This is a genomic window from Rothia uropygioeca (assembly GCF_004136585.1).
Taxonomy (GTDB): domain Bacteria; phylum Actinomycetota; class Actinomycetes; order Actinomycetales; family Micrococcaceae; genus Rothia.
This window is the reverse complement of record NZ_NOIR01000002.1, coordinates 575,326-599,682: the sequence shown is the minus strand read 5'-3', so window position 1 is coordinate 599,682 and position 24,357 is coordinate 575,326. Positions and strand designations below refer to the sequence as shown.

Genomic DNA, 24,357 nt, shown 5'->3' with positions numbered 1-24,357 from the left:
TCATTCCTCATCCGTCCGACCGGGAACGACCCGGGCCAGAGATAACTAACGTAAGGAACCCCATGGCACACGTTTGGCGAGGAGTCATCAACGAGTACCGCGACCGCCTTCCGGTCACCGACAAGACCGAAGTCGTCACCCTCGGCGAGGGCGGAACTCCTCTGATCCGTGCCCCCAAGCTCTCCGAACACACCGGCAACGAGGTGTACATCAAGTTCGAGGGTATGAACCCGACCGGCTCGTTCAAGGACCGCGGGATGACCATGGCCATCACCGCGGCCAAGGAACAGGGCGCGGAAGCCGTGGTGTGTGCTTCGACGGGCAATACGTCAGCCTCAGCTGCGGCCTACGCGACGCAGGCGGGCCTGAAGTGCGCCGTGCTGGTTCCGGACGGAAAGATCGCAATGGGTAAGCTCTCGCAAGCGATCGCACACGGGGCCGAACTGCTACAGGTCAACGGCAACTTCGACAATTGCCTTGAGGTCGCGAGGAAACTCGCCGAGAACTACCCGGTGTTCCTGGTCAACTCGGTCAACCCCGCACGCATCGAGGGTCAGAAGACAGGATCCTTCGAGGTGGTCGACGTCCTGGGAGATGCCCCTGATTATCATTTGCTCCCGGTCGGAAACGCTGGAAACATCACCGCGTACTGGAAGGGCTACAAAGAGTACTCGCAGCCCTACGTCAACGATGCGGGAGAAACCATTGAGCCCGTTGCGACGAAGCGGCCCAAGATGTGGGGTTTCCAAGCGGCAGGTGCCGCACCTATTGTTCTGGGACACCCAGTCAGTGAGCCGGAGACCATCGCAACTGCGATTCGGATTGGCAATCCTGCCTCCTGGGACAAGGCCGAAATGGCTCGGGACGAGTCCGAGGGCCTCATCGAATCCGTGACCGACGACGAGATCCTCGAAGCCCACCGTTGGCTGTCCTCCCGAGAAGGCGTTTTCGTCGAGCCGGCCTCGGCTGCGGGCGTCGCAGGACTTTTGAAGAAGCATCGGGCCGGAGAAGCCCCGAGCGGTGCGACGATCGTCATCACGGTGACCGGGCACGGTCTGAAGGATCCCCAGTGGGCCCTGCGGGGAGCAGACGGCGACGACGTAGAGCCCACTACGGTGGACTTCGACGTCGTCTCGGTTGCCGATGCCCTCGGCTTGGAGTAATCACCATGGGCATGGACATCAGGCCGACCTCCCTTGTCGACGGCGAATCTGCAGCGTCCTTCGGGCCGGATATCATCCCCCTGGGCACCAGGGTGCGCGTCACGGTTCCCGGGTCCACGGGAAACGTGGGTCCCGGCTACGATTCCCTCGGCTTGGCCCTGGGACGTTACGACGAGGTGACCGTGGAGAGAATTTCCGGTCGCCTCGCTTTCGACGTGAGCGGCGAGGGCAGCCAGACCGTTCCCCAGACAGAAGATCACTTGGTCGTGCGTGCCATGCGCACCGCATGGCGGGCGATTGGAATGCATGAGTTGCCAGGGCTGCGGGTCACGGCCCGGAACAGCATTCCTCACTCGAGAGGCATGGGATCTTCTGCGTCGGCGATCGTGGCCGGCGTCGTCGCGGCCAACGCCATGGTGCCTGAGGGCCTGCGACTGACATCGAACGCTATTCTGCAGATCTGCTCCCAGATGGAAGGGCACCCGGACAACGTCGCACCGTCCCTGTTCGGTGGGCTGGTCATTTCTTATTCCGGCCCGGACGGCTTTCATTCTGTGTCGGTCCAGGTCCATAGCGACGTCGTCCCGATCGTGGCGATTCCGGATTACGAAGTACCCACTCGGATCGCCCGTGGTTTGATTCCCGAGTCTGTTCCGCACCGCGAGGCCGCAAGCAACTCGGGGCGCGCCGCTTTGCTGGTTCACGCGATGAAAGACGATCCCTCCGAGCTGTTCGCGGCCACGGAGGACTTTCTGCACCAGCAGTACCGTGCGAGTGCCATGGGACCGACCGCTGGATTGGTAACGCACCTGCGGGGGAGAGGTCTTGCCGCCATCGTTTCCGGCGCCGGGCCGACGGTGCTCGTCCTGGCGGAGAACGCCGACTCGGCGGACCGCGCGGCGGGGCTCATCGAGGAATTTGCGCAGGCGCCGTCCAATTACTTCGGAGATCGCCGCGTAAATTGGGATGTCGAAAGGCTGACCATTGATCGCAACGGTGTTATAGTTGAGCACGTCGAGTCCGATAAGCTTCTATAAGCTTTCGGTTCTCGCCGGTCGCACGGTCAATCGGAATGATTGGCGTTTGAGTGGGACCGGATCATGATGGTTCACCAATCTGGTGGATCGACGCGTTAGCTGATCGTCCCTGAGCTTTGGTTTTCTGGGGATGAGGGTTTACCCGGCCTACGGGTCGAGTACGCTCAGTCATTTCAAGAAAATCCCTGCGCGTCGTCGAATCGACATTCTTCGAGGCGGCGAGGGCAAGGACCGCGTCATTGATCTCTGCGCTATCTGGTGCGGGGACTTCGTGCGTACCGCGTTTTTTCTGGCGGTGCGTGCTGACCATTAATATTCGGGTCTCGTTTCAATATACGAGGGCCATGTCGAGGGGGAAGGATCCTTCGTGACCGTATCGACCGACCTATCGGGTGCGGAACAGCCAACCAACGGTTCGGCTGAACAGACTCGCCAGAACAACGAGTCTCCAGAATCTCAAAACACGCAAAACACAGCCGAGTCCCAGGCCGCAGAGCAGGGGAAAAGCAGCGGCGGATTGAGCGCCTTGAAATTGGCGCAGTTGCAATCGCTAGCCTCTCAGCTCGGCATCGTTGGAGCTCGACGCATGCGGAAGTCTGCACTGGTCGAGGCCATTGCGGCCCATCAGCGCGGTTCGGCCGTCGCCGACCGAGACGAGAAGGCTGCTCAGAACAAGTCCAAGGCCGACAAGGGCTCGGATCAGAATAAGGGGCAATCCGAGGGATCCGATCAGAACGGTTCCGAGGACAGCCAAAAGCCCGCAGCACAAGGCCAGTCCGAGCGTCCCCAGCGAGGTCGCTCACGTCGGGCCACGTCGGGCGGGAACGTCAAGAATGACGTCCCGCAGTCCGACGAGGAGGGGCAGAAGAACGAGGGCTCCCAGGAACGCCCTGCCGAGTCTTCCCAGCGCGAACGCGGCGAGGACCGCAACGCGGAACGCCACAATGGCCGTGAGCAGGATCAGGAGCGCACCAAGCGTAATGATCAGCGCGGCAACAACCAGGGCGGCTCGCAGGATCAGGACGGGCAGAACGAGCGCCGTTCGGATTCGAAGAATGACGACAAGGGCAATAACGACCGGAATCGTCGCAACAAGAACAACAACAGGTCCAAGGACAACTCCAGGGACAACGGTCCCAAGGACAACGGCTCCAAGGACAACGGTCCCAAGGAGAACAACTCCGAGGACAACAACCGGAACGACGGCGGCAAGAACAACAACGATCGTCGGAACAACCGGAACAAGGGCAATAACAACGGCCCGGAGGACGACGACCGCAAGGGTCGGAACCGTCGCAACCGGAACCGCAACGACCGTCGCGATCGCCGGCGTGGTCGGAACAACGGGCCCGAGGTCGACGACACCGAGGTGACCGAGGACGACGTCCTGCTGCCCGTTGCCGGTATCCTCGACGTACTGGACAATTACGCTTTTGTCCGCACTTCCGGTTACCTGCCCGGTCCCAACGACGTCTACGTCTCGCTCGCCCAGGTCAAGAAGAATCACTTGCGCAAGGGCGACGCCGTCGTCGGCGCGATCCGCGCGCCGCGTGAGGGCGAAAACCAGAATAATTCCCGCCAGAAGTTCAACGCTTTGGTTCAGCTGACCAGCGTCAACGGCAAGAAGCCGGAAGAGCTCAGCGAGCGTGTGGAATTCAACAAGCTGACCCCGTTGTACCCCAACGAGCGTCTTCGCCTTGAGACCGAGCAGAAGAAGATCGGCCCACGCGTGGTCGATCTCGTTGCCCCGATCGGCAAAGGCCAGCGCGGCCTGATCGTCTCGCCACCCAAGGCGGGCAAGACGCTGATGCTGCAGTCGATTGCGAACGCGATCACCACCAATAATCCCGAGGTTCACCTCATGATGGTGCTGGTTGACGAACGTCCTGAGGAAGTCACGGACATGCAGCGCACTGTCAAGGGTGAAGTCATTGCTTCGACCTTCGACCGACCTGCCGACGACCACACGACCGTTGCAGAACTGGCCATCGAGCGTGCCAAGCGGCTCGTGGAGATGGGGCACGACGTCGTCGTCCTCCTCGATTCGATGACTCGCCTTGGACGCGCCTACAACCTCGCCGCTCCGGCTTCCGGTCGTATCCTCAGTGGTGGCGTGGACTCCGCGGCGCTGTACCCGCCCAAGCGTTTCTTCGGCGCCGCACGCAACATCGAGGAAGGCGGCTCGCTGACGATCCTGGCAACCGCTCTGGTCGAGACCGGTTCCAAGATGGACGAGGTGATCTTCGAGGAATTCAAGGGCACCGGCAACATGGAATTGCGCCTCTCGCGCCAGCTTGCTGACAAGCGCATCTTCCCGGCCGTGGACGTCAACGAATCCGGAACTCGCCGCGAGGAGAACCTCTTGTCGCCGGACGAGATCAAGATCATGTGGCGGTTGCGTCGTGTGCTGGCCGGATTGGACCAACAGCAGGCCCTCGAGGTCCTCACCAGCAAACTGCGTGATACCCCGACGAACGTGCAGTTCCTGCTTCAGGTGCAGAAGACCACGTTGGGCTCCAAGTCGGACGACTAGCGTCCCTGAACCGACGCCCGGATCCACTCTTCGTGGGGCCGGGCGTCGGTTTTTTCGCGCTCCCTGCCTGTGGCCACGGGAGCGAGTGAGATAATGGAGGCCACACCACAATCTCAATCACCGAGGACCCCATGCTCGATTCCATCCAATCCCTCTTCGATGAGCACCAGGAACTGCAACGGCAGCTGGCCGACCCCGCCGTGCACGCCGACCAAGGCAAGGCCCGCAAGCTCGGACGCCGGTATTCTGAGCTCAACGGCATCGTCGAGGCGTACCGGAAGGTCGAAACGCTGGAAGGTGACCTCGAAGCAGCGCGCGAGATGGCCGGAGAAGATCCAGAATTCGCCGCGGAAGTGCCATCCCTGGAAGAGGCTCTCAACGAGGCCCAGGCACGGTTGCACCGCCTGTTGATTCCCCGGGACCCGGACGACGGCCGTAACGTAATTCTCGAGGTCAAGGCCGGCGAGGGCGGTGACGAATCTGCTCTCTTCGCGGGTGATCTCCTGCGAATGTATGCCCGGTATGCCGAGCGCAAGGGATGGAAAACTGAGATCCTCTCTTCGACCGAATCGGATTTGGGCGGTTACAAGGACGTCCAAATGGCCGTCAAGTCCAGTTCGACTGACCCTGCTGAAGGCGTCTGGGCTCACCTCAAGTACGAGGGCGGTGTGCACCGCGTGCAGCGCGTGCCGGTCACGGAATCGCAGGGCAGAATCCATACGTCCGCCGCGGGCGTGCTGGTTTTCCCCGAAGTCGATGAGCCGGAAGAGATCGATATCAGCCAGAACGATCTCAAAATCGATGTTTATCGGTCTTCGGGCCCCGGCGGACAGTCAGTCAACACGACGGACTCCGCGGTGCGTATTACTCACTTGCCCACCGGAATCGTGGTGGCAATGCAGAACGAGAAATCACAGTTGCAGAACCGTGAGGCCGCGATGCGCGTTCTCCGTGCTCGTTTGCTCGCACATCAACAGGAGCAACTCGACGCCGAGGCAGCCGAGCACCGGAAGTCACAGGTCAAGACGATGGACCGTTCCGAACGTATCCGTACGTATAACTTCCCCGAGAACAGAATCGCGGATCACCGGACTGGGTACAAGGCCTATAACCTTGACACCGTGATGGGCGGAGACCTCGAACCGGTGGTGCAATCCGCGATCCAGATGGATGAGGAACACCGCCTCGCGGCGCTTGGTCAGGACTCCGAGTAGAAAGTGCCGTGTCAGATGTCCGCCGGCGAGTCTCCCAGTTCCGATCCCAGCCGAGTGCTCGAGGAGATGCCTCTGGGGCTCGCCCTCCGCGATGCGGAGAACCGATTGCGCAGGGCAGGCGTCGAATCCCCTCGTGCCGATGTCGAATTGTTGGCCGCGCACCTGCTCCGGGCCGAGCACGGAGAAGGCGTTTCGCGGGGACAAGTTGTTGCGTGGGCGATGGCAGGAAACGTCGGAACCCCCGCGGGATTCGATGAACTCGTCGTGGCCCGCTCCTCGCGCATTCCGCTTCAGCACCTGACCGGCCGCGCGTATTTTCGTCATCTGAGCCTCGACGTCGGGCCCGGGGTGTTCATTCCTCGTCCGGAGACCGAAGTACTGATCGACGAGTTGAATACTTTCTTGCGGCAATCCCCTCGAGGGGAGCGGCCGGTGGTCGTGGATCTGGCCACGGGCTCCGGTGCCCTTGCGCTGGCGGCGGCGCAGGAGAACCCGGAATGTGAGGTTTACGGCGTCGAGCTGTCGCCGAGCGCAGCCGCGTGGGCCCGGCGAAACGTCGCGTTCACGGGACTGCCGGTGGAGATCATCGTCGATGACGCGGCACAAGCACTCATCGGTTGGGAATCGAGCGTGACCGCCGTCGTCAGCAATCCTCCGTACATACCCAGCGGCGCAATCCCCAAGGACCCTGAGGTCGCCGAGCACGACCCGGACATGGCCTTGTACGGTGGATCCGAGGACGGATTCGCGATCCCGCGTGGGATAGTCCGGCGTGCGGCGCAACTGCTTCTGCCCGGTGGAATGCTCGTTATGGAACACGCGGAGGTCCAGGCCGAAGGTGCCGCCGAAATCTTTTCGACTATGGGTTTCCACACTATTGAGACCATTACAGACTTGACCGGACGCCCACGGGCAACCAAGGGTTACTCTGGTGTCTGAGATATCCCGTGGACTACGGGACCATCAACCGAAGCAACGAAAGACGCATCGATCGTGACCGCAACCGTATACCCCGTCACCACCGAGGAAGAGCGCGAGGCCGCTCTTTCCGCAGTTGAAAAAGCCATGCTGGATGGCCGCACCGCAGTGATTCCCACGGATACGGTGTACGGAATCGCCGCGGATGCTTTTTCTCGCGGAGGGGTGCAACAGCTGCTCAACGCCAAGGGCCGATCGCGCCGAATGCCGCCTCCCGTGCTGATAGCCGACTCGAGCGTGCTCCCTGGGCTCGCAGACGATCTCAGCTCGGACGCCCAGGCCCTCGCCGAAGCTTTTTGGCCAGGGGCACTGACGCTTATTGTTTTTTCGCAGCCTTCTCTTAACTGGGATCTCGGGGAGACTGAGGGCACCGTCGCCCTGCGTGTTCCCGACGACGAACTCACCCGGGAGATCCTGAGGCGCACCGGCCCGTTGGCGGTTTCGAGCGCCAACCGGACGGGGCTGACCGCCGCAACCAACGGGGAAGAGGCGTTCGACCAACTCGGCGAGAGGGTTGAAGCCATCGTCGATGCCGGAGTCCGTCCGGTGGGTCGCGATCCGGAGATGCACAGTGCCGACGTCGCCCCCTCGACGATCGTCGATGTCACTGGAGAGCGACCTGTCGTGGTCCGCCTGGGCGCGATCAGCCTGGAGCAGATCAAGAGCGTGGCTCGTACCGCAATCACTCTGGAACAGCTGGAGCAAGAGAAGGATTCCATATCTTCGCCGAAGGCTGAGAACTCCCTGGAGTTGCCGGCCGATGAAGGGCCCTCCGGCGTGACGGACGAACCTGTGCGCGGTCCCGGAGACGGACCCCGGGCCGCGTCGGCGCCCGAAGGCTCGGTCGAGGCCGGATTGCTCACGGCGGATGCCGCATCGAGTCGGGGCGCTGACCACCAGCCCGTCGACCAGTTGCGGAGCAAAGTCACGGACGGCCGCTCATCGACGAGGACGGAACGCGCCAAGGACGCACGGCCACTGGGCGTGGACGAAGCTCGAGCCCTTCTTTTTCCGCAGAATCAGGGCGAACAGGAGTAGGTCGGGGTCATACCAAGCCGACAAAGGGGGCACGCCGATCGACAACGATCGACGGGCCCCCTTTCTCGGCTGGTGCACGCGTAGTCGGCGACTAACGCTTGGAGCCGGTCGCGGTATGCGCTTCCCTCAGGACCGCACCGATACGCCGCTCCGGGAGGAGATTGTTCTCGGTAGCCCAGGTGTCGTCCTGACCCTGGCCGAACCACATCAGCTCGGCCCGTCGAACGGCGCCTTGGAGCCGCTCGTTCATCGCCGAGGAGAGAACATGGCCGAATTTGACGCCAAGACGCAGGACGAAGGCCGGAACCCTACGGGGATTGCGTCGTCCGGCGTCGCGGATGACGGACGCCGTTGTGGCGCCTTCCCAAGGCTGGAGAACAATCGACGGCAGTTTTCCCGCGAACTTACCGACCGCTACGACATATTCGGCTAGGGCATGGACCGACGTAACGGGAGTGGCTCGGTCACCGTTTCCGGCGACGACAGCCAGCGGCGAGGATGCGACACGCGCGAGATTCGACGTTGTTTTGCGCCCGGAACCTTGCACAGAAGTGGCGCGGAGGATGCACAATTCCGCCGCATGGTTCGGCTCGACCTGGGCCGGAGACTTGCTGGGAGCAGGAGGAAAGTCTGAGGCTGCCGAGCCGGGAGCCGCGCCGGCATGGGCAGTAGCATTGATGAAATCGCGAAGCCTGAGGACGCAGTCTTCGCCCAAGGCTTTGGAGAAGGAATACGCAGAGAAAGGGGCAGTGGCTTCGGACGCATCCAGTACGGGACGCGCTCCCTGTACGGCCGCCGAACTCAAATGGATCACGCGCCTCACGCCGGTGCGTTGCGCGGCAACTACGACCACGGTGGGTAACAGGGCATTGGCTCCGACCAAAGATGGCAAATCATTCTGATCCGGGGCTGATAAGCCGGCGGCATTGACCACTACGTCTGCGCCTGCGAAAGAGTCCGCCAAGTAGTCGATCACGGATTCAAGTCGCCTGGCCTCGGAGATCACTTGGCCGGCTGACTCTGACGACGTCGCCAGCCGCGGCGCGGACACGGGGGAGGCACTGATCCCCTCCTGCTGGAGTCTGGTCATAATGGCCGACCCCGCGAAACCTGTGGCCCCGAGAACTCGCCAGGTACTCTGACTCATGCTTCCTCGCTTTCGTCGACGCAACTGATCGCGTTGATAGCCCCGATTTGAGCTACATGCCGCGGTAAACTGTCAGTTGCCGTTCATCGGGTGCGATCGTCGCACCTTCTTGAGACCACTTTACTGACCAAATCGCGCTAACTTCACCATGCGGGCACGAGCCGCCCCGGAGAACAGATCAGCTCGTACCGTCGGGCCGACGTGTGCGAGGGGAAAGGACAGAGTGCAGCCGAAATCCGTCGCAGGGCGGGGGAAGACCCCGAACCCGCGGGTGGTGGCCGTCATCGTGACTTTCAACCGCCTTCACCTCCTCCGCAAGACTCTCTCGGGCGTAGCCAACGGCCGTCGTGTCCCGGATCAAGTGGTCCTCGTGGACAATGCCTCCACGGATGAGACCCCTCAATTCCTGGAGAACCTCGACTACAGCTTGCCGATCGACAGGGTTCGTCTCAACCAGAACCTCGGTGGCGCCGGGGGATTTGCAGTCGGCATCGATCGGGCACTAGCCGTTCACGACGCCGACCTGGTCTGGGTTATGGACGATGACACCGAGCCACTGGCCGACACACTTGCGGAATCCGTGGAAGCCTGGGTCGACTATTCCGATGCGCCTGAGGAACGTCCGGCATTCATCGCCAGTAATGTCGTGTGGACCGATGGCAGGGAACATCCCATGAATTCGATGATCGGGCGCATCGGGGCGACACGAGAGCAGAAAGAACGAGCGCAAAAAGTCGGAGGCAAAACGATCCGTTCCGGATCGTTCGTTTCCCTTCTCATGGATGCTGCAGCCATGAGGAGAGTGGGCCTTCCGATTGTCGATTACTTCATTTGGAACGACGATTTCGAATATTCGACTCGCCTCGCGCGATTCCGGGATGCGATATCTCTGCCGTCCTCGGTGGTCGCGCACCACACCAAGACTTTCGGCACAACGGACGTGGACCCGGGTCCTCGATTCTACAACGACGTGCGCAACAAACTCTGGGTTTTCAGCCGAAGTCAGTCCCTGGCCCCGTGGGAGAAGATTCTCTACGGGGGTGCGACGGGCCGGCTGTGGGTCAGGACTTTCCGAAACAGCTCGAACCGCCAGGCATTGACCAAGTATTTGGCGCGTGGCTTCTGGGACGCATTGCGTGCCCCCAGGAGCAACCGCCAGGCTCTCTCCGGCATATATGACCTTGATTCCCATTCGACTCCGGAGCAAGAATCGGCCACAAAGCTTCAACATGAACCTGAGGAAGAGGGGTTCTCTCTTCTGATGCCCGTGTACCACCGTGACACGCCAGGGGCGTTACGCCGAGCTTTCGCATCGAATGTTTGGGAACAGACCTTGGCTCCGGATGAAGTTGTGCTGGTGGTCGATGGCCCGGTCGGCGCCGAACTCGAGGAAGAAATCCTGAGCTCGGTCAGAGAAGTCGAAAACCACGGAATACCGGTCCAGGTGAAGAGGCTTCTGTGCAACGGCGGCCTGGCCAATGCCTTGAACGTCGGACTGGCCGCGTGCAGCTTTCGCGTCGTCGCCCGCGCCGACGCCGATGACGAGTCCGTTCCGGAACGATTCGAGTTGATGGTTCCGTCCGTGCTCGAAGGTCGCCACCAGGCCGTGGGGTCCGCCATGTACGAGATGGACGAAGAGTTTCGCGAGGTTCAATCTATACGTAAAGTTGAAACCGATGAGCGCGCGATTCGACGGGTTGCGACCGTGCGCAACCCCCTGTGCCATCCGACGGTAGTCCTGGACGCCCGGGCGGTTCGTGATGTGGGAGGTTACGAGACGATTCCAGGCGCAGAGGACTACGGTCTCTGGGTTCGCATGCTCGACGCCGGGTACGCTTTGGGGAATTTTGCCGAACCGCTCGTGAAATACCGCGCGGGGGCTGCATCGTGGGATCGGCGCGGTGGAGTTCCGGCCGCGATTCGGGAACTGGACCTTCAACGACACCTCCGTGCCTCCGGGTTCATCGGCCCCGTCCGGTGGGCGCGTAATGTGGTGTTGCGCGGTGGATACCGGCTCATACCGCGGCAGTGGAGGGTCGGAACCTACCGTGCGTTGATCGGTAGACGAGGATCGAGCGTTTCTTGTATTCAGGATGGACGAACCCCGGGGGTGCGCTCCGTCATGAGAGAGAATGAGGCGTCACAGGAAGGAAACCAGCCCCTATGAGCGGCTCCGCACTATCCGGCGAGCGGTCGAGTACCGGATACGAACGACCGCGTCTTTGGTTGTGGACCCAGGTCTTCCTGGATTCCGTCGCCTGGGTCGTGGCGGTTCTTCTGAGCCTCTTCCTGCGCTACGAGATGGACTACAAGCTCGTGCACACCCCCGGTCTTGTACTCGTTTGCGTGCTGGCCGTCGCTGCGCAGCTGGTCGTCGGCAGCGTGTTCGCGTTGTACCGCGGCAGATACAGTTTTGGCAGCTTTGACGAGGCCAAGGCCTTGATGCTGGTCACGGTCATCGTGACTGCCCTGGTGCAGATCGTGCTCCTGTTCTTCGGAGTCTCTCTGCACATGCCGCGGTCCATTCCCCTGATCGCTTTCCCCTTCGCCCTGCTGTTCATGGCGGCGGTGCGCTATCTCAAGCGCATGTACGTGGAATCGAAGTCGAAACCCAGCGCCCATGCTCCGCACGCGGTCGTCTATGGTGCGGGTTTCTTGGCCAACACCCTGATCACCCAAATGGTGCAGGACAAGGATTCGCCGTATCTGCCCGTTGCGCTGATCGACGACGACCCAGCCAAGAAGCACCTGCGCATCAATTCGGTTCCGGTCTCCGGCAATATCACGCATTTGCGCCAGGTCATGAGGCGCGCGAATGCCCGTGTTCTGATTATTGCGATGGCCAACGTCAAATCGTCGCTTATGACACAGATCAACGAAGAGCTCGAAGGCATGGACGTGCGGATTCTGACGGCCCCTCCGCTTCGAGACATGTTCGGCAATACGGCGGGAAACACCTTGGATCTGCGGGACATCCGCCTCGAGGACATCGTGGGGCAACGGGCCGTGGACATCAACGTGGAGGGCATCGCCAAGTACCTGACGGGCAAGCGTGTTCTGGTCACTGGCGCCGGGGGCTCCATAGGTTCAGAACTGTGCCGACAGATCGGACATTTCTCGCCCTCCGAGCTCATCATGCTGGACCGTGACGAATCGGCTCTTCAGGCCACCCAGATTTCGATGACGGGGCGTGGCCTTCTCGACGGGCAGGACACCGTGCTCGCGGACATTCGGGATCAGGAAGCGCTCAACTCCATCTTCGCGACGCGCCGTCCGCAGGTCGTCTTCCATGCCGCGGCCCTCAAACATGTTTCCTTGTTGGAGCAGTACCCCAACGAAGCATGGCAGACCAACGTCGAAGGCTCCCGCAACGTCCTTCAGGCCGCGGCCTCCGTGGACGTCGAGGTTTTCGTCAACGTTTCGACCGACAAAGCTGCTGACCCGACCACGGTGCTCGGCCACTCAAAACGGATGGCCGAGAAAATGACCGCTTGGATGGGACATCACACGGACGGACGCTACGCTTCGGTGCGTTTCGGCAATGTCTTCGGGTCCCGGGGATCGATGTTGCCTCTTTTCACGGAACAGATTCGTCGCGGCGGCCCGATCACGGTGACGGACAAAGAGGCCACTCGCTACTTCATGACCATTCCGGAAGCCTGTCAGCTCGTCATTCAAGCCGGTGCCATCGGCGCTCCGGGCGAGGTGCTCATTCTGGACATGGGCCAACCGGTCCGCATCTACGACGTCGCGCGTCATCTCATCCAGATGAGTGGCCGCAACGACATCGAGATCGTTTTCACGGGCCTGCGGCAGGGCGAGAAACTGCACGAGGACCTGGTCGGATCAGGGGAGCTGGGGACCCATCGGGGCCATCCACAGATCTCTCACACGCAATCAACCCAGCTCGATCCCGCCCGGTTGGATCGCCATGAATGGAAAGTCAGGGGAAATATCCCCACGACGCAGGAGATGCCCGTGATTGGTCAGGCGTCGCCTACGTGGGCCGAGCGTGCATCCAACGACGGAACTGCGTCGAGCCCCGATGACGACGGCCGTGAAGAGTCAGCATGATAGAGACAGCCTCTCCCGGACCCTCACAATTTCTGATCCCGGCCCTGACGGCCCTGGTGCTCGGCTTGGTCCTGCCCTTCGCGGTCCTGCCCTTCCTGAGGTGGCTGGGCATCGTGGACATCCCGGGCCACCGGTCCTCCCATACGGTTCCTACCGTCCGGGGAATGGGCCTGGCGACGGCTATCGCCGCGTTGCTCGCGTTGGGGATAAGCACCCTGATGGCGCTCGTCGACGTCGACCGGTCGGTTATGGTGGCGGTCGTCGTCGGAATGATCGCTTCGGCCGCTCTCGGCTGGGCCGAGGACTACCGGGGACTTCCCGTCAGATGGCGGGCCGGTTTTCAACTCCTCATCGGCTTGGCGGTGACTTCGGCGCTCACGTACATTCTGGGCACCCCGGCCTGGTGGATCCCCGTGGGTATGCTCGCCATCGCCGGATATATCAACGTCGCCAATTTCATGGACGGGCTCAACGGGATTTCGGGATTGCAAGGCCTAGTCGTGGGATTGGCTTATGCCTACGCGGGATGGGCCACTCACCTCACATGGCTTGTGGTCTGCGGTGCCGCGATCGCAGGTGCCTTCCTGGCGTTCCTGCCCTGGAACCTGGCCGGAAAGCGTGTATTCCTTGGCGATACCGGCTCGTATTTTCTCGGCGGTGCCATTGCCTGCTGCGCGGTGGGCGCATTTCTTTCGAATATTTACGTCGAGTACATTCTGTCCCCGCTGGTCATTTATCTCGCGGACACGGGCTTCACCCTCGTCAAGAGGATCTACCGCGGCGAAGCCTGGTATCAACCGCATCGTCAGCACGTCTATCAGCAACTGACTGACCTGGGATTCAGCCACGTAGCATCGTCGCTCGTGGTGACGCTCGCGACCGTTGCGGTGACAGTGATTACCGTAGTGGCCCTGCCCTTTGAGGTGGACGGGCTGATGTGGATGGGTCTCCTCGTGGTCTGCATCGTGATCCTCTATCTGGCACTGCCGACAATCCTTGGGAAGATGCGGAGAAGTGCGTCATGAAGCCGCTTCCGTGGCTGAGGCGGGACCGGCAAACCGATCGACCCGCGCTTTTTATGAGCGAAGCTTCCTTGGGCAACCTTGCCGTTTCCTTTGTGATCTTCGTCATCATCGCGGCCATTTATGACGTGAGGCACGCGGCCCCCGCCGCCGTCTTCGGGTTGGGAATCGTTGTGATTTCCGCGCTTGTAACGTGGTTCGTGACGTTGCTCGTAACTCGCCTGGGGCAGGACCCTGCACTGTTTCTGCTCGTCGGTTACGTCATCAAGATCATGGTCGGCGCAGCTTTGCTGCTCGTGGTGCCGTTCCCGCAGTCGTGGTCCGGAGCATGGGCGCTTGCCGCGGCAATCTGGGCAGTAGTGACGATCCTGGGAACTCAACTATGGGTAATCCGGCGTCTCCGGATACCATATTTCTCATCAGCCGATTCGGTGCCTACTCGGCACGCGGAGAAGACCAACCACTGTGAGGGCGGAAAAGACTCATGACTTCGGATCGCCAGGGAGGCAATCCCAGGTCCAGAGCGTTCCGGGATCAGCCGGAAAACCAAGATCTTCGCAACGCCGGGGACCTCGTTAACCAGGGCGGATTGTCCGGGTCGATCATGGTCCTTCTCTACGTAGTGATCGGTACGGCCTTCTGGAGTTTGGTAGGCTTTGGGCTGGATCGCTTGCTGGGGACACGATGGATCGTGTGGCTCGGCGCTGGCATAGGGGCCTTCGCCGGTTTCTACTTGGTGTACCTCCATATGCGGCCGCGGGACGGCGACGACTAGTCGCTTCAGACCTCCCTCAAGCAACTGACCGAATACTTGATCGAGGCCTTGAGCAATCTCTGGCTTCGAGGACGCAAACCTTCCTGAGAAAGGACACGCCTTGCTGGAAACCGGGCACGTCGTCGCGGCATATCAGGCCCCCACGATCGAGGACATGCATCTGCCTGATCTGTTCAACGTCGGTAGCTTCGGCTTCGGCAAGCAGATGCTCCTGATGCTGCTGGCGGTCGCCGTGGTGGCCGTATTCTTCATGGTCGCCGGCCGTCGTCGCGCCATGGTTCCTGGCAAACTCCAGTTCGCGGGAGAAATGGGTTACGGATTCGTCCGCAACTCTCTGGCCAAGGACATCATCGGAGTTCACCACTTCAAGCCGTTCGTGCCCCTGTTGTTCACGTCCTTCTTCTTCATCCTGGTCAACAACCTCTGGGGCTCGATCCCCTTCTTCCAGCTTCCGACCTTCTCGCACGCCGGCAGCGCCTACTTCATGGCCGGTTTCGCATATCTCTGCTGGGTCGGTGCGGGTATCAAGAACAAAGGTGTGGGCGGCTTCTTCAAGGCCATGACCATGCCTTCCGGCGTGCCTCCGGTTTTCTACATCATCCTGATTCCGATCGAGTTCTTGTCGAACCTGATTATTCGCCCGATCACCCACTCCCTGCGTTTGTTCGCGACCATGTTCGCCGGCCACATGGCCATCATGGTCGCAGCCAGCCTGACCGCATTCCTGATCACTCAGGTCGGAGGGCTCGGAATTGTGGCTTCCCTCTTCTCCGGCGTTTTCGGAATCTTCCTCTTCTTCCTGGAACTGTTGATTCAGGCCATCCAGGCATATGTTTTCACGCTTCTCTTCGCGGTGTACCTTCAGGGCGCCGTGGCGGAAGCACACTAGAATTCCGGGGAAACCTGGATCGGGGTTTGACCTGCCCATCGGTCGAATCCACCGCCATAGACATGCCCTCGCGGCACATTAAGCCCGAACTCGGGCATCACGAAAGGAAATAGCCAATGGAAATTACAGGTTCGCTCAGCGCCATCGGTTACGGTCTCGCAGCCATCGGCGGCGGCATCGGCGTCGGCCTCATCTTCGCGGCTTACATGACCTCCGTTGCCCGTCAGCCCGAGTCCCAGCGCGTCCTGCAGCCTATGCTGTTCCTGGGCTTCGCCGTGGTTGAGGCTCTCGCGATTCTGGGTCTGGTTCTGGCATTCATCCAGTAGCCCCGCAGGCTGCTCAACCCCTAGACAGAACTAGAGAACAGGAATCTCCTTTATGTCACTTTTGATGGCAGCGGAAGAGGGTGCAAGCCCCCTTCGCCCTGACTGGTGGGAAGTCCTCATCACCGGCCTCGGGTTCCTGATCCTTCTGTACATCGTCGTCAAGTTCATCGCCCCGACCTTCGAGAAGATCTACCAGGATCGCAAGGAGGCTATCGAGGGTGGATTGGCCAAAGCCGAAAAGGCTCAGGCCGAGGCTGCTGCTGCTCGTGAAGAGTACAACCAGCAGCTGGAGTCTGCTCGACTCGAAGCGCAGAAGATCCGCGAGGACGCTCGCGTGGAAGGCGAACAAATCGTCGCCGAACACAAAGAGCGTGCCACAGCCGAGGCTGCCAGGATCACCGAGAATGCACAGAAAACCATTCAGGCCGAGCGTTCGGCCGCACTGGTTTCCTTGCGGACCGAGGTGGGCACTCTGGCCACCGAACTCGCCAGCAAGATCGTTGGGGAGTCGCTGAATGACGACGATCGCTCCAACCGCGTGGTGGACCGCTTCCTCGCCGACCTTGAAGCATCCCAGCAGCGAAGTGCAGGTGCAACCAAGTAATGGCAGGAGTATCGACTGAATCACTCAAGAAGCTGAGCCAGCTGTTTGAACAGCGCTTTTCCAGCGAGGCCAACGCCTCGATGAGCGAAGAGCTGTTTTCGGTTGCGGAATTGATCGATCACAACGGTGCTCTGCGCCGTGGTCTGACGGATCCTTCCCGCGAATCCGAACAGCGAGGGAAGGTGGCTTCTAGCGTATTGGAAGGCAAGGTTTACCCGGCCGTTCGGGAAACCGTGGCTCGTGCCGCGGCCTCTCGCTGGTCGGCAGAACGGGACTTTGCAGATGCTCTTGAGCACCTCGGGGTACTGGCTGCCGCTTTTGCGGCAGAAAATCGTGCCGGCCAGGACACCTTGTCGACCGTCATCGAGGACTTGTTGAGATTTTCGAAGACGGTACAGGCTGACCCTGAGGTCCAGACTGCGCTGACTGATCAGCGGGCTGACAATGCCGCGAAGAAGCAACTTGCAGCTCGAATCAGTGCCGCACGGACAGAGGAAGGCCGCCTCCTGATCAATCAGGTCGTGGAGCATCCCCGCGGTGTTCAGCCCGCCGATTTGGCCGAGAAGTTCGCCGAGACATTGGTTGCGCTCTCGCAGCGTTTTATCGCCAAAGTCACGACGAGCGCCCCATTGGACGAGCAACGGCTCGTACGGCTCGAGAAAGCCATTTCCACGGTCTACGGACGGGACATGACCCTCGACGTCACGGTAGATCCCGAGGTGATGGGCGGTCTCAAGGTTCAGGTCGGCGACGAAGTCATCGACGGAACCGTGTCGTCCCGGATCTCGAATCTTGACCGTTCGGTGTCTTCCTCGTGAGCGCCTTCCACGGCGATTCAGTCTGATACACAGCTGGGTCGCCCGTGAGGGATTGAAGAATTCACGGTGCGACCCACCCATACACGTACACTCGGTTCCAGAAGCAATGGGACCACCAATCTAGGAGAGCAGGGACACAAGATGGCCGATTTGACCATCAATGCCGATGATGTCCGCAGCGCGCTCGACGAGTTCGCGGCATCGTACGAACCCGGCGACGCACAGCGTGTCGAAGTCGGACGCGTCAGCAGTGCAGGTGACGGTATCGCTCGCATCGAGGGTCTGCCCTCGGTCATGGCGAACGAACTTCTTCGTTTCGAAGATGGCACTCTGGGCCTGGCCCAGAGCCTTGACACCCGTGACATCGGCGCGATCGTACTGGGCGAATTCGCCGGCATTGAAGAAGGACAAGAAGTTCACCGGACCGGGGAAGTGCTTTCCGTGCCCGTGGGCGACGCTTTCTTGGGTCGCGTGGTCGACCCCTTGGGCCAGCCCATCGACGATCTCGGACCGGTTGAGTCCGAGGGACGCCGCGCTCTGGAGCTTCAGGCCCCCGGCGTGACTCAGCGCAAGTCGGTCCACGAGCCTCTCCAGACCGGCCTCAAGGCGATCGACGCCATGATCCCGATCGGCCGTGGGCAGCGTCAGCTCATCATCGGCGACCGCCAGACCGGCAAGACCGCGATCGGTGTCGACGCGATCCTGAACCAGAAGGACAACTGGGAGTCGGGCGACGTCAACAAGCAGGTTCGCTGCATCTACGTGGCCGTGGGGCAGAAAGCCTCGACTATCGCCTCGGTTCGTCAGACGCTAGAAGAGAACGGCGCCCTCGAGTACACGACCATCGTGGCCTCGCCCGCATCGGATGCTGCCGGTTTCAAGTACCTGGCTCCTTACGCGGGCTCCGCAATCGGTCAGCACTGGATGTACGGGGGCAAGCACGTCCTCATCGTCTTCGATGACCTGTCCAAGCAGGCCGAAGCTTACCGTGCCGTGTCGCTCTTGCTGCGCCGCCCGCCGGGACGCGAAGCCTACCCGGGTGACGTCTTCTACCTGCACTCTCGTCTGCTGGAGCGTTGTGCCAAGCTCTCCGACGAGCTCGGCGCAGGGTCGATGACCGGGTTGCCGATCATCGAGACCAAGGCGAATGACGTCTCGGCGTTCATTCCGACCAACGTCATCTCGATTACGGACGGCCAGATCTTCCTGCAGTCGGATCTCTTCAACTCCAACCAGCGCCCGGCAGTCGACGTCGGCGTTTCGGTTTCGCGTGTGGGTGGTTCGGCACAGATCAAGGCCATGAAGAAGGTTTCCGGCACGCTGAAGCTGGACCTTGCTCAGTATCGCTCGATGCAGGCCTTCGCAATGTTCGCTTCCGACCTGGACGAGACTTCTCGCCGTCAGTTGGTGCGCGGTGCGCGACTCATGGAATTGCTCCGTCAGCCGCAGTACACGCCGTATCCGGTCGAAGAACAGGTCGTTTCGATCTGGGCCGGTACTAATGGCTACATGGATGAGGTTGAAGTCTCCGACGTGCTCGAGTTCGAGAAGCGTTTCATCGACCATCTTCGTCGCCAGACCAACGTCCTGGGGGCGATCCGCGACAGCGGCAAGCTCGAGGACGATACCCTGGCTGAGCTGAAGACCGCGATCGACAACGTCAAGCGCGACTTCATGGCCGGTCAGAACGATGGTGCTGGTGCGGTCCGCGCCGGTCACGAGGAGCACACCCCCGTGAACGATTCGGAAGTCGATCAGGAACAGATCGTCAAGCGATAAGACCTGAGGATGCACGGCTCGCAAGGGCCGTGCATCGTCCGGGCTGAAAGGAAGCTCTATGGGAGCCCAAATTAGGGTTTACCGCCAGAAGATTGCTTCGACGTCGTCCATGAAGAAGATCTTCAAGGCGATGGAGATGATCGCGACCTCCCGAATCAACCGTGCCCGCAAGCGCTCCAGTGAAACGGGTCCCTACGCGAATGCCCTGACCAGGGCCGTGAGTGCGGTGGCCACGCAGACGTCGATCTCGCATCCGCTCATCAGCGACGGATCGGAATCTCGACGTTCCGCCGTCTTGATCATGACGAGCGACCGAGGCCTTGCCGGCTCGTATTCGGCGAATGTGCTGAAGAAAGCCGAGAGCCTGATCGAGCGGTTGCGTCGCGACGGCCGCGAGGTCGAGTTGTACCTCGTGGGGCGCAAGGCCAAGCAGTACTTCGATTTTCGTGAACGGTCCTTCGAAAAGGTGTGGTCGGGCAATACCGACAACCCCGATGTCGAGACCGCACGTGAAATCGGTGAGGTTCTGCTCGATCGTTACTCCACGGCGTTCGAAGAGGGCGGCGTCGACGACCTGCACATCGTGTACACCGAGTTCAAGTCGATGGTCTCCCAGGAGGCCAAGATCCTGAGGTTGTTGCCACTGACCGTGGTGGACTCCAAGGAATTGGGCGAGGAAATTCTGCCCGGTGAGGAGTTCCGGGATGATGAGTTCGACAATGCCGCATCCTTCGAATTCGAGCCGAGCGCCGAAGAGGTACTCGACGAATTGTTGCCGCGGTACATCGAGACACGTATCTTCTCCTGCCTCCTTCAGGCGGCAGCGAGCGAGCTGGCCGCGCGTCAACGGGCGATGAAGTCCGCCGGCGACAACGCGGACGACCTTGTCAAGAAGTACACCCGCTTGATGAACAACGCACGCCAGGCCGAGATCACCCAGGAGCTCAGCGAGATCGTCGCTGGCGCCGATTCCCTCGCCGCCTCCTAACCACCCCCACGTACAGACACTACGTACAGAGATTCTCTGCGAAGAGGTAAGTGAAAGAATGACTGCCACCATGAACGAATCGACCTCCGCGTCGGTCCAGGGCGGCGTTGGACGCGTAGCTCGCGTGATCGGCCCTGTGGTCGACGTCGAGTTCCCGGCCAACCAGATCCCGGATATCTACAACGCTCTGACCACCGAACTGACCATCGGCGGACAGACCAAGAAGATCACCTTCGAGGTTGCTCAGCATCTGGGCGACAGCTTGGTCCGTGCCATCTCCCTGCAGCAGACCGATGGACTCGTCCGCGGCACGCCGGTCCAGGACACCGGCGATGCCATCTCGGTCCCCGTGGGCGACGGCGTCAAAGGCCATATCTTCAACGTTTTGGGCAACTCCCTCGACGTCGACGACGACCAGATCGAGGCCAGCGACTACTGGCCCATCCACCGCAAGGCTCCGAACTTCGCGCAGCTCGAAGGTTCGACCCAGATGCTGGAAACCGGCATCAAGGTCATCGACCTTCTGACCCCCTACATTCAGGGTGGCAAGATCGGTCTGTTCGGCGGCGCCGGCGTTGGCAAGACGGTTCTGATCCAGGAAATGATCACCCGTGTTGCCCGCAACTTCGGCGGCACCTCGGTGTTCGCCGGTGTCGGCGAGCGTACCCGCGAGGGTAATGACCTCTGGGTCGAGATGGAAGAAGCGGGGGTTCTCAAAGACACTGCACTTGTATTCGGCCAGATGGATGAGCCCCCGGGAACACGTCTGCGCGTCGCGCTGTCCGGCCTGACCATGGCCGAGTACTTCCGTGACGTTCAGAACCAGGACGTTCTGCTGTTCATCGACAACATCTTCCGTTTCACGCAGGCCGGTTCCGAGGTTTCGACCCTGCTGGGCCGTATGCCATCTGCCGTGGGCTACCAGCCCACCTTGGCCGACGAGATGGGTGTTCTGCAGGAGCGCATCACCTCAACCCGAGGTCACTCGATTACCTCCATGCAGGCCATTTACGTGCCGGCCGACGACTACACCGACCCGGCCCCTGCCACCACGTTCGCTCACTTGGACGCCACAACCGAACTCTCCCGCGATATCGCTTCGCGCGGTCTGTACCCGGCCGTGGATCCGCTGTCCTCGACGTCGCGAATCCTGGACCCGCAGTACATCGGTCAGGCTCATTACGACACCGCGATTCGTGTGAAGTCGATTCTCCAGGAGAACAAGGAGCTTCAGGACATCATCGCGATCCTCGGCGTCGACGAGCTCTCCGAGGAGCAGAAGGTCGTTGTGTCGCGTGCCCGCCGTATCGAGCAGTTCCTCTCCCAGAACACCTACACCGCGAAGCAGTTCACCGGTGTTGAGGGTTCCACCGTCAACATCAAGGAAACCATCGAGGGCTTCACCGCTATTTGCGACGGCGACCTGGACCACGTGCCCGAGCAGGCCTTCTACAACGTCGGCGGCCTGGACGACGTCGAGCGCAAGTGGGCCGAGCTCAAGGAACAGGGCGGTAACTGATCATGGCACCCGTCCTGAAGGTAGAAGTGGTTTCTCGCGAAGCCGTCGTGTGGCAGGGCGAGGCCAAGTACGTACGCGCCCGGACGGCCGCCGGTGATATCGGCGTGCTGGCCGGCCACGCACCCACCCTCGCCCTCCTAGCGGATGACGGGGAATTGGTCATCGACCCGGTGGACGGAGAACGCAAAACGGCTCGGTTGCAAGAAGGATTCCTCACGGTATCCAACGACACCGTCGTGATAGCGGCCACGAGCAGCTCTGAGTTCTAACATCATGTGAACAACCGATCCCCAGCGATCGAACGGAAGGCCCGGCACTGAATCAGTGCCGGGCCTTTCCGCTGTGGTATCGATAGGGCAATCTTCCGTCCTCTTGGACGGCGGCCGTCGAGAAAGACTCCGCGGGCTGCTGATCTGGTCATCGACCGCTGTCTTTTCTCGGAGAAGGATGACGGCCGGCTGCATTACGGGAAAACCGGGTCTTAGAAGAGGCGGCCGTCCGCGTCGTCGACGCCGCGCATGGCGTCGTAGTCCAGGGTTACGCAGGAGATTCCGCGATCGGCCGCGAGGGTCTTGGCCTGTGGCTTGATCAGCTGTGCGGCGAAGATGCCGCGGACAGGGGCGAGAACCGGATCGCGATTGAGCTGCTCGAGGTACCGCGTCAACTGCTCGACACCATCGATGTCGCCTCGACGCTTGAGCTCAATTGCTACGGTGTGCCCCGTCGCATCCCGGGCCAGAATGTCGACTGGGCCGATGGCCGTGGGGAACTCCCGGCGGATCAGGCTGTATCCCTTGCCGAGTGTTTCGATCTGTTCCGCGAGCAGGCGCTGCAGATCGGACTCGACTCCGTCCTTGATGAGACCGGGGTCCACACCCAATTGGTGATCCGACTCGTGGTGCTTCGCAAAAATGCGAACGATGAGGCGATCATCGGATTTCGCCGCCTGGACGATCCACCTCTCGACGGCGTCGTCGTCGAAGTCGTGGTCCTCGGCGGATTCGATACGAACCGTTGCTGGCGGAGACATCCAATTCAACGGCTTGTACGACCCTCCGTCCGAATGAACGAGAACGGAACCGTCGGCCTTCACCATGAGCAGGCGGGTAGCCAGCGGAAGATGAGCCTTGAGTCGGCCTTCATAATCTACGGAACAATCAGCTATCACTAGACGCACTCGCATTACTCTACCGGCCGTACGCGTGAGGCGCAGTCGCTCCTGTGCCAGAATAAAAGGCATGGCAGGATCTCGGCGAACACCACGAAGGGCCCAATCGGGCCACGGCAAAGCGGGTCCCAGCAAGTGGCAGAAGTTCTCGGATCTGACCGGAGGAGATATATCGCGAGCCCTCGACCCCGAACCTCGTATCGAACGGGACTCCGGAGGCGAGTGGTACGTGCGCTTCGTCCCGGCGTCGGGAGCAAGGAAGACGTACACGTGCCCGGGATGCGGTCGACGTATCGCGACGCGTTCAGCTCATTACGTGGTGTGGAGAAACGACTATATTTTCGGCGAGCAACGGGCCATCGAGGAGCGTCGGCACTGGCACACCAAATGTTGGGATATCCACTGAGTTCATGAAGGCCCGAATACGCCTTGCGGAGGCCGTGAAGGCGCTCCCGATGAGTACTCGCCCCTAGAATTGTGGCCATGGCGACTTCACAACCTGCGCAAACGGATTCTACGACCAATGGCCCCACCGAAATCGGCTCGGCAACGGTTCTTCCCGCGCGCCGCGAGAACATCGAAATCAGAACCGAGGACGGAAAAACGCTGGTAGGGGAGTTGGCCCTGCCCGAGGGAGCCGACCCGGCCGCGACCCTGCTGTGTCTGCACCCGCTGCCCACCCACGGCGGATTCATGGATTCCCACGTGTACAAGAAGGCGTCGTATCGGCTTCCCGCTCTGGCCCATATGGCGGTCCTTCGATTCAACACACGGGGGACGTCCTCGCCTCGCGGCACCAGCGACGGCGAATTCGAGGAAGGGCTGGGAGAGAAAGCCGACGTGCTCGCGGCCCTCAGATTCCTCAAAGACCGAGGACTGCCGAATATTTGGATCATCGGCTGGTCCTTCGGAACCGAACTCGCCCTCAAATACGCTTCCCACGAGCCCGTGAGCTCCTCAGTGAGCGGGGCGATCCTGTTGTCACCTCCACTGCACCGCGCAACGGAAGAAGACCTGAGGTCCTGGGCCCGGAGCGGTCTTCCGCTGACCGCGTTGGTCCCTGAAAAGGACGACTATCTGCAACCAGCCGAGGCACGGGAAAGATTTTCCGTCATTCCGCAGGCCGACGTGATCGGTATCGACGGGGCCAAGCACCTGTGGGTAGGGGAAAAGTATGTGCGTCGGGCCCACGACGAGATCGTTTCGACGATCGCGGGGCAACGCGTGCACCTCAAAACCGTCTGGGAAGGCGCCATCGGTACCGAACCCCAGGAGTGATCGACGA

23 protein-coding genes are annotated in these 24,357 nt (G+C 61.1%); 21 read left to right on the top strand and 2 right to left on the bottom strand.

Annotated features, from left to right (window positions below; genetic code table 11):
- Positions 1–62: 62 nt before the first annotated feature.
- The 6 genes from thrC to EWR20_RS06995 all read left to right on the top strand — a co-directional run bounded on the left by thrC (position 63) and on the right by EWR20_RS06995 (position 7,963).
- Entirely contained in the window at positions 63–1,163 is a 1,101-nt protein-coding gene (thrC, locus tag EWR20_RS07020) for a threonine synthase (protein WP_129359908.1), read from the top strand.
- Positions 1,164–1,174: 11 nt separating this feature from the next.
- Complete coding sequence (gene thrB / locus EWR20_RS07015; RefSeq protein WP_238147653.1) at positions 1,175–2,200, top strand: homoserine kinase; 1,026 nt, start codon at positions 1,175–1,177, stop codon at positions 2,198–2,200.
- A 517-nt stretch (positions 2,201–2,717) separates the two neighbouring features.
- Positions 2,718–4,733 (top strand): transcription termination factor Rho, encoded by a 2,016-nt coding sequence (gene rho / locus EWR20_RS07010; RefSeq protein ID WP_238147652.1) that lies wholly within the window; start codon positions 2,718–2,720, stop codon positions 4,731–4,733.
- 131 nt (positions 4,734–4,864) lie between these two features.
- Positions 4,865–5,947 carry a peptide chain release factor 1 gene (gene prfA / locus EWR20_RS07005; protein WP_129359905.1) on the top strand — a complete coding sequence of 361 codons (1,083 nt, stop codon included), beginning with the start codon at positions 4,865–4,867 and terminating at the stop codon, positions 5,945–5,947.
- 15 nt (positions 5,948–5,962) lie between these two features.
- A complete protein-coding gene (gene prmC / locus EWR20_RS07000; protein ID WP_238147628.1) occupies positions 5,963–6,886 on the top strand; it encodes a peptide chain release factor N(5)-glutamine methyltransferase in 924 nt (307 codons plus the stop codon).
- A gap of 54 nt (positions 6,887–6,940) precedes the next feature.
- Complete coding sequence (locus EWR20_RS06995) at positions 6,941–7,963, top strand: L-threonylcarbamoyladenylate synthase (RefSeq protein ID WP_238147627.1); 1,023 nt, start codon at positions 6,941–6,943, stop codon at positions 7,961–7,963.
- Between the two features lie 91 nt (positions 7,964–8,054).
- On the opposite strand, the gene EWR20_RS06990 is transcribed toward EWR20_RS06995, so the two are convergent.
- Positions 8,055–9,110 (bottom strand): NAD-dependent epimerase/dehydratase family protein, encoded by a 1,056-nt coding sequence (locus EWR20_RS06990; protein ID WP_129359903.1) that lies wholly within the window; start codon positions 9,108–9,110, stop codon positions 8,055–8,057.
- A 223-nt stretch (positions 9,111–9,333) separates the two neighbouring features.
- On the opposite strand from EWR20_RS06990, the gene EWR20_RS12925 reads away from it, so the two are divergent.
- The 13 genes from EWR20_RS12925 to EWR20_RS06925 all read left to right on the top strand — a co-directional run bounded on the left by EWR20_RS12925 (position 9,334) and on the right by EWR20_RS06925 (position 22,173).
- Positions 9,334–11,277, top strand: coding sequence for a glycosyltransferase (locus tag EWR20_RS12925; RefSeq protein ID WP_165000979.1), 1,944 nt, complete (start codon positions 9,334–9,336; stop codon positions 11,275–11,277).
- On the top strand, positions 11,274–13,184 hold the full coding sequence (locus EWR20_RS06980; RefSeq protein ID WP_129359901.1) for a nucleoside-diphosphate sugar epimerase/dehydratase: 1,911 nt from the start codon (positions 11,274–11,276) through the stop codon (positions 13,182–13,184). The genes EWR20_RS12925 and EWR20_RS06980 overlap by 4 nt, the downstream gene beginning before the upstream one ends.
- Positions 13,181–14,209, top strand: a complete 1,029-nt coding sequence (locus tag EWR20_RS06975) for an MraY family glycosyltransferase (protein ID WP_129359900.1) — start codon at positions 13,181–13,183, stop codon at positions 14,207–14,209. Before EWR20_RS06980 ends, EWR20_RS06975 begins: the two co-directional genes overlap by 4 nt.
- 53 nt (positions 14,210–14,262) lie before the next feature.
- Entirely contained in the window at positions 14,263–14,694 is a 432-nt protein-coding gene (locus tag EWR20_RS06970) for a hypothetical protein (protein WP_129359899.1), read from the top strand.
- Complete coding sequence (locus EWR20_RS06965; protein WP_129359898.1) at positions 14,691–14,981, top strand: AtpZ/AtpI family protein; 291 nt, start codon at positions 14,691–14,693, stop codon at positions 14,979–14,981. The genes EWR20_RS06970 and EWR20_RS06965 overlap by 4 nt, the downstream gene beginning before the upstream one ends.
- 154 nt (positions 14,982–15,135) lie before the next feature.
- Entirely contained in the window at positions 15,136–15,870 is a 735-nt protein-coding gene (gene atpB / locus EWR20_RS06960; RefSeq protein WP_129360163.1) for a F0F1 ATP synthase subunit A, read from the top strand.
- Between the two features lie 116 nt (positions 15,871–15,986).
- Positions 15,987–16,196, top strand: a complete 210-nt coding sequence (gene atpE / locus EWR20_RS06955; protein WP_129359897.1) for an ATP synthase F0 subunit C — start codon at positions 15,987–15,989, stop codon at positions 16,194–16,196.
- 52 nt (positions 16,197–16,248) lie between these two features.
- The gene (locus EWR20_RS06950) at positions 16,249–16,800 is read left to right on the top strand and encodes a F0F1 ATP synthase subunit B (protein ID WP_238147626.1); all 552 of its coding nucleotides are present in this window, start codon (positions 16,249–16,251) and stop codon (positions 16,798–16,800) included.
- Positions 16,800–17,618 carry a F0F1 ATP synthase subunit delta gene (locus EWR20_RS06945; protein ID WP_129359896.1) on the top strand — a complete coding sequence of 273 codons (819 nt, stop codon included), beginning with the start codon at positions 16,800–16,802 and terminating at the stop codon, positions 17,616–17,618. Before EWR20_RS06950 ends, EWR20_RS06945 begins: the two co-directional genes overlap by 1 nt.
- Before the next feature lie 141 nt (positions 17,619–17,759).
- Complete coding sequence (atpA, locus tag EWR20_RS06940; RefSeq protein WP_129359895.1) at positions 17,760–19,397, top strand: F0F1 ATP synthase subunit alpha; 1,638 nt, start codon at positions 17,760–17,762, stop codon at positions 19,395–19,397.
- Between the two features lie 58 nt (positions 19,398–19,455).
- Entirely contained in the window at positions 19,456–20,385 is a 930-nt protein-coding gene (locus EWR20_RS06935) for a F0F1 ATP synthase subunit gamma (RefSeq protein ID WP_129359893.1), read from the top strand.
- Between the two features lie 58 nt (positions 20,386–20,443).
- Positions 20,444–21,904, top strand: coding sequence for a F0F1 ATP synthase subunit beta (gene atpD / locus EWR20_RS06930; protein ID WP_129359892.1), 1,461 nt, complete (start codon positions 20,444–20,446; stop codon positions 21,902–21,904).
- Positions 21,905–21,906: 2 nt separating this feature from the next.
- Complete coding sequence (locus EWR20_RS06925; protein WP_129359890.1) at positions 21,907–22,173, top strand: F0F1 ATP synthase subunit epsilon; 267 nt, start codon at positions 21,907–21,909, stop codon at positions 22,171–22,173.
- Positions 22,174–22,385: 212 nt separating this feature from the next.
- Here the strand turns inward: EWR20_RS06925 and nucS are convergent, their stop codons facing one another.
- Complete coding sequence (gene nucS, locus EWR20_RS06920) at positions 22,386–23,081, bottom strand: endonuclease NucS (protein ID WP_129359888.1); 696 nt, start codon at positions 23,079–23,081, stop codon at positions 22,386–22,388.
- 61 nt (positions 23,082–23,142) lie between these two features.
- Between nucS and EWR20_RS06915 the strand changes: the two genes are divergently transcribed.
- Together EWR20_RS06915 and EWR20_RS06910 are read left to right on the top strand one after the other, a co-directional pair.
- A complete protein-coding gene (locus EWR20_RS06915) occupies positions 23,143–23,478 on the top strand; it encodes an ATP/GTP-binding protein (RefSeq protein ID WP_129359886.1) in 336 nt (111 codons plus the stop codon).
- Positions 23,479–23,555: 77 nt separating this feature from the next.
- Complete coding sequence (locus EWR20_RS06910) at positions 23,556–24,350, top strand: alpha/beta hydrolase (protein WP_129359884.1); 795 nt, start codon at positions 23,556–23,558, stop codon at positions 24,348–24,350.
- Positions 24,351–24,357 lie beyond the last annotated feature (7 nt).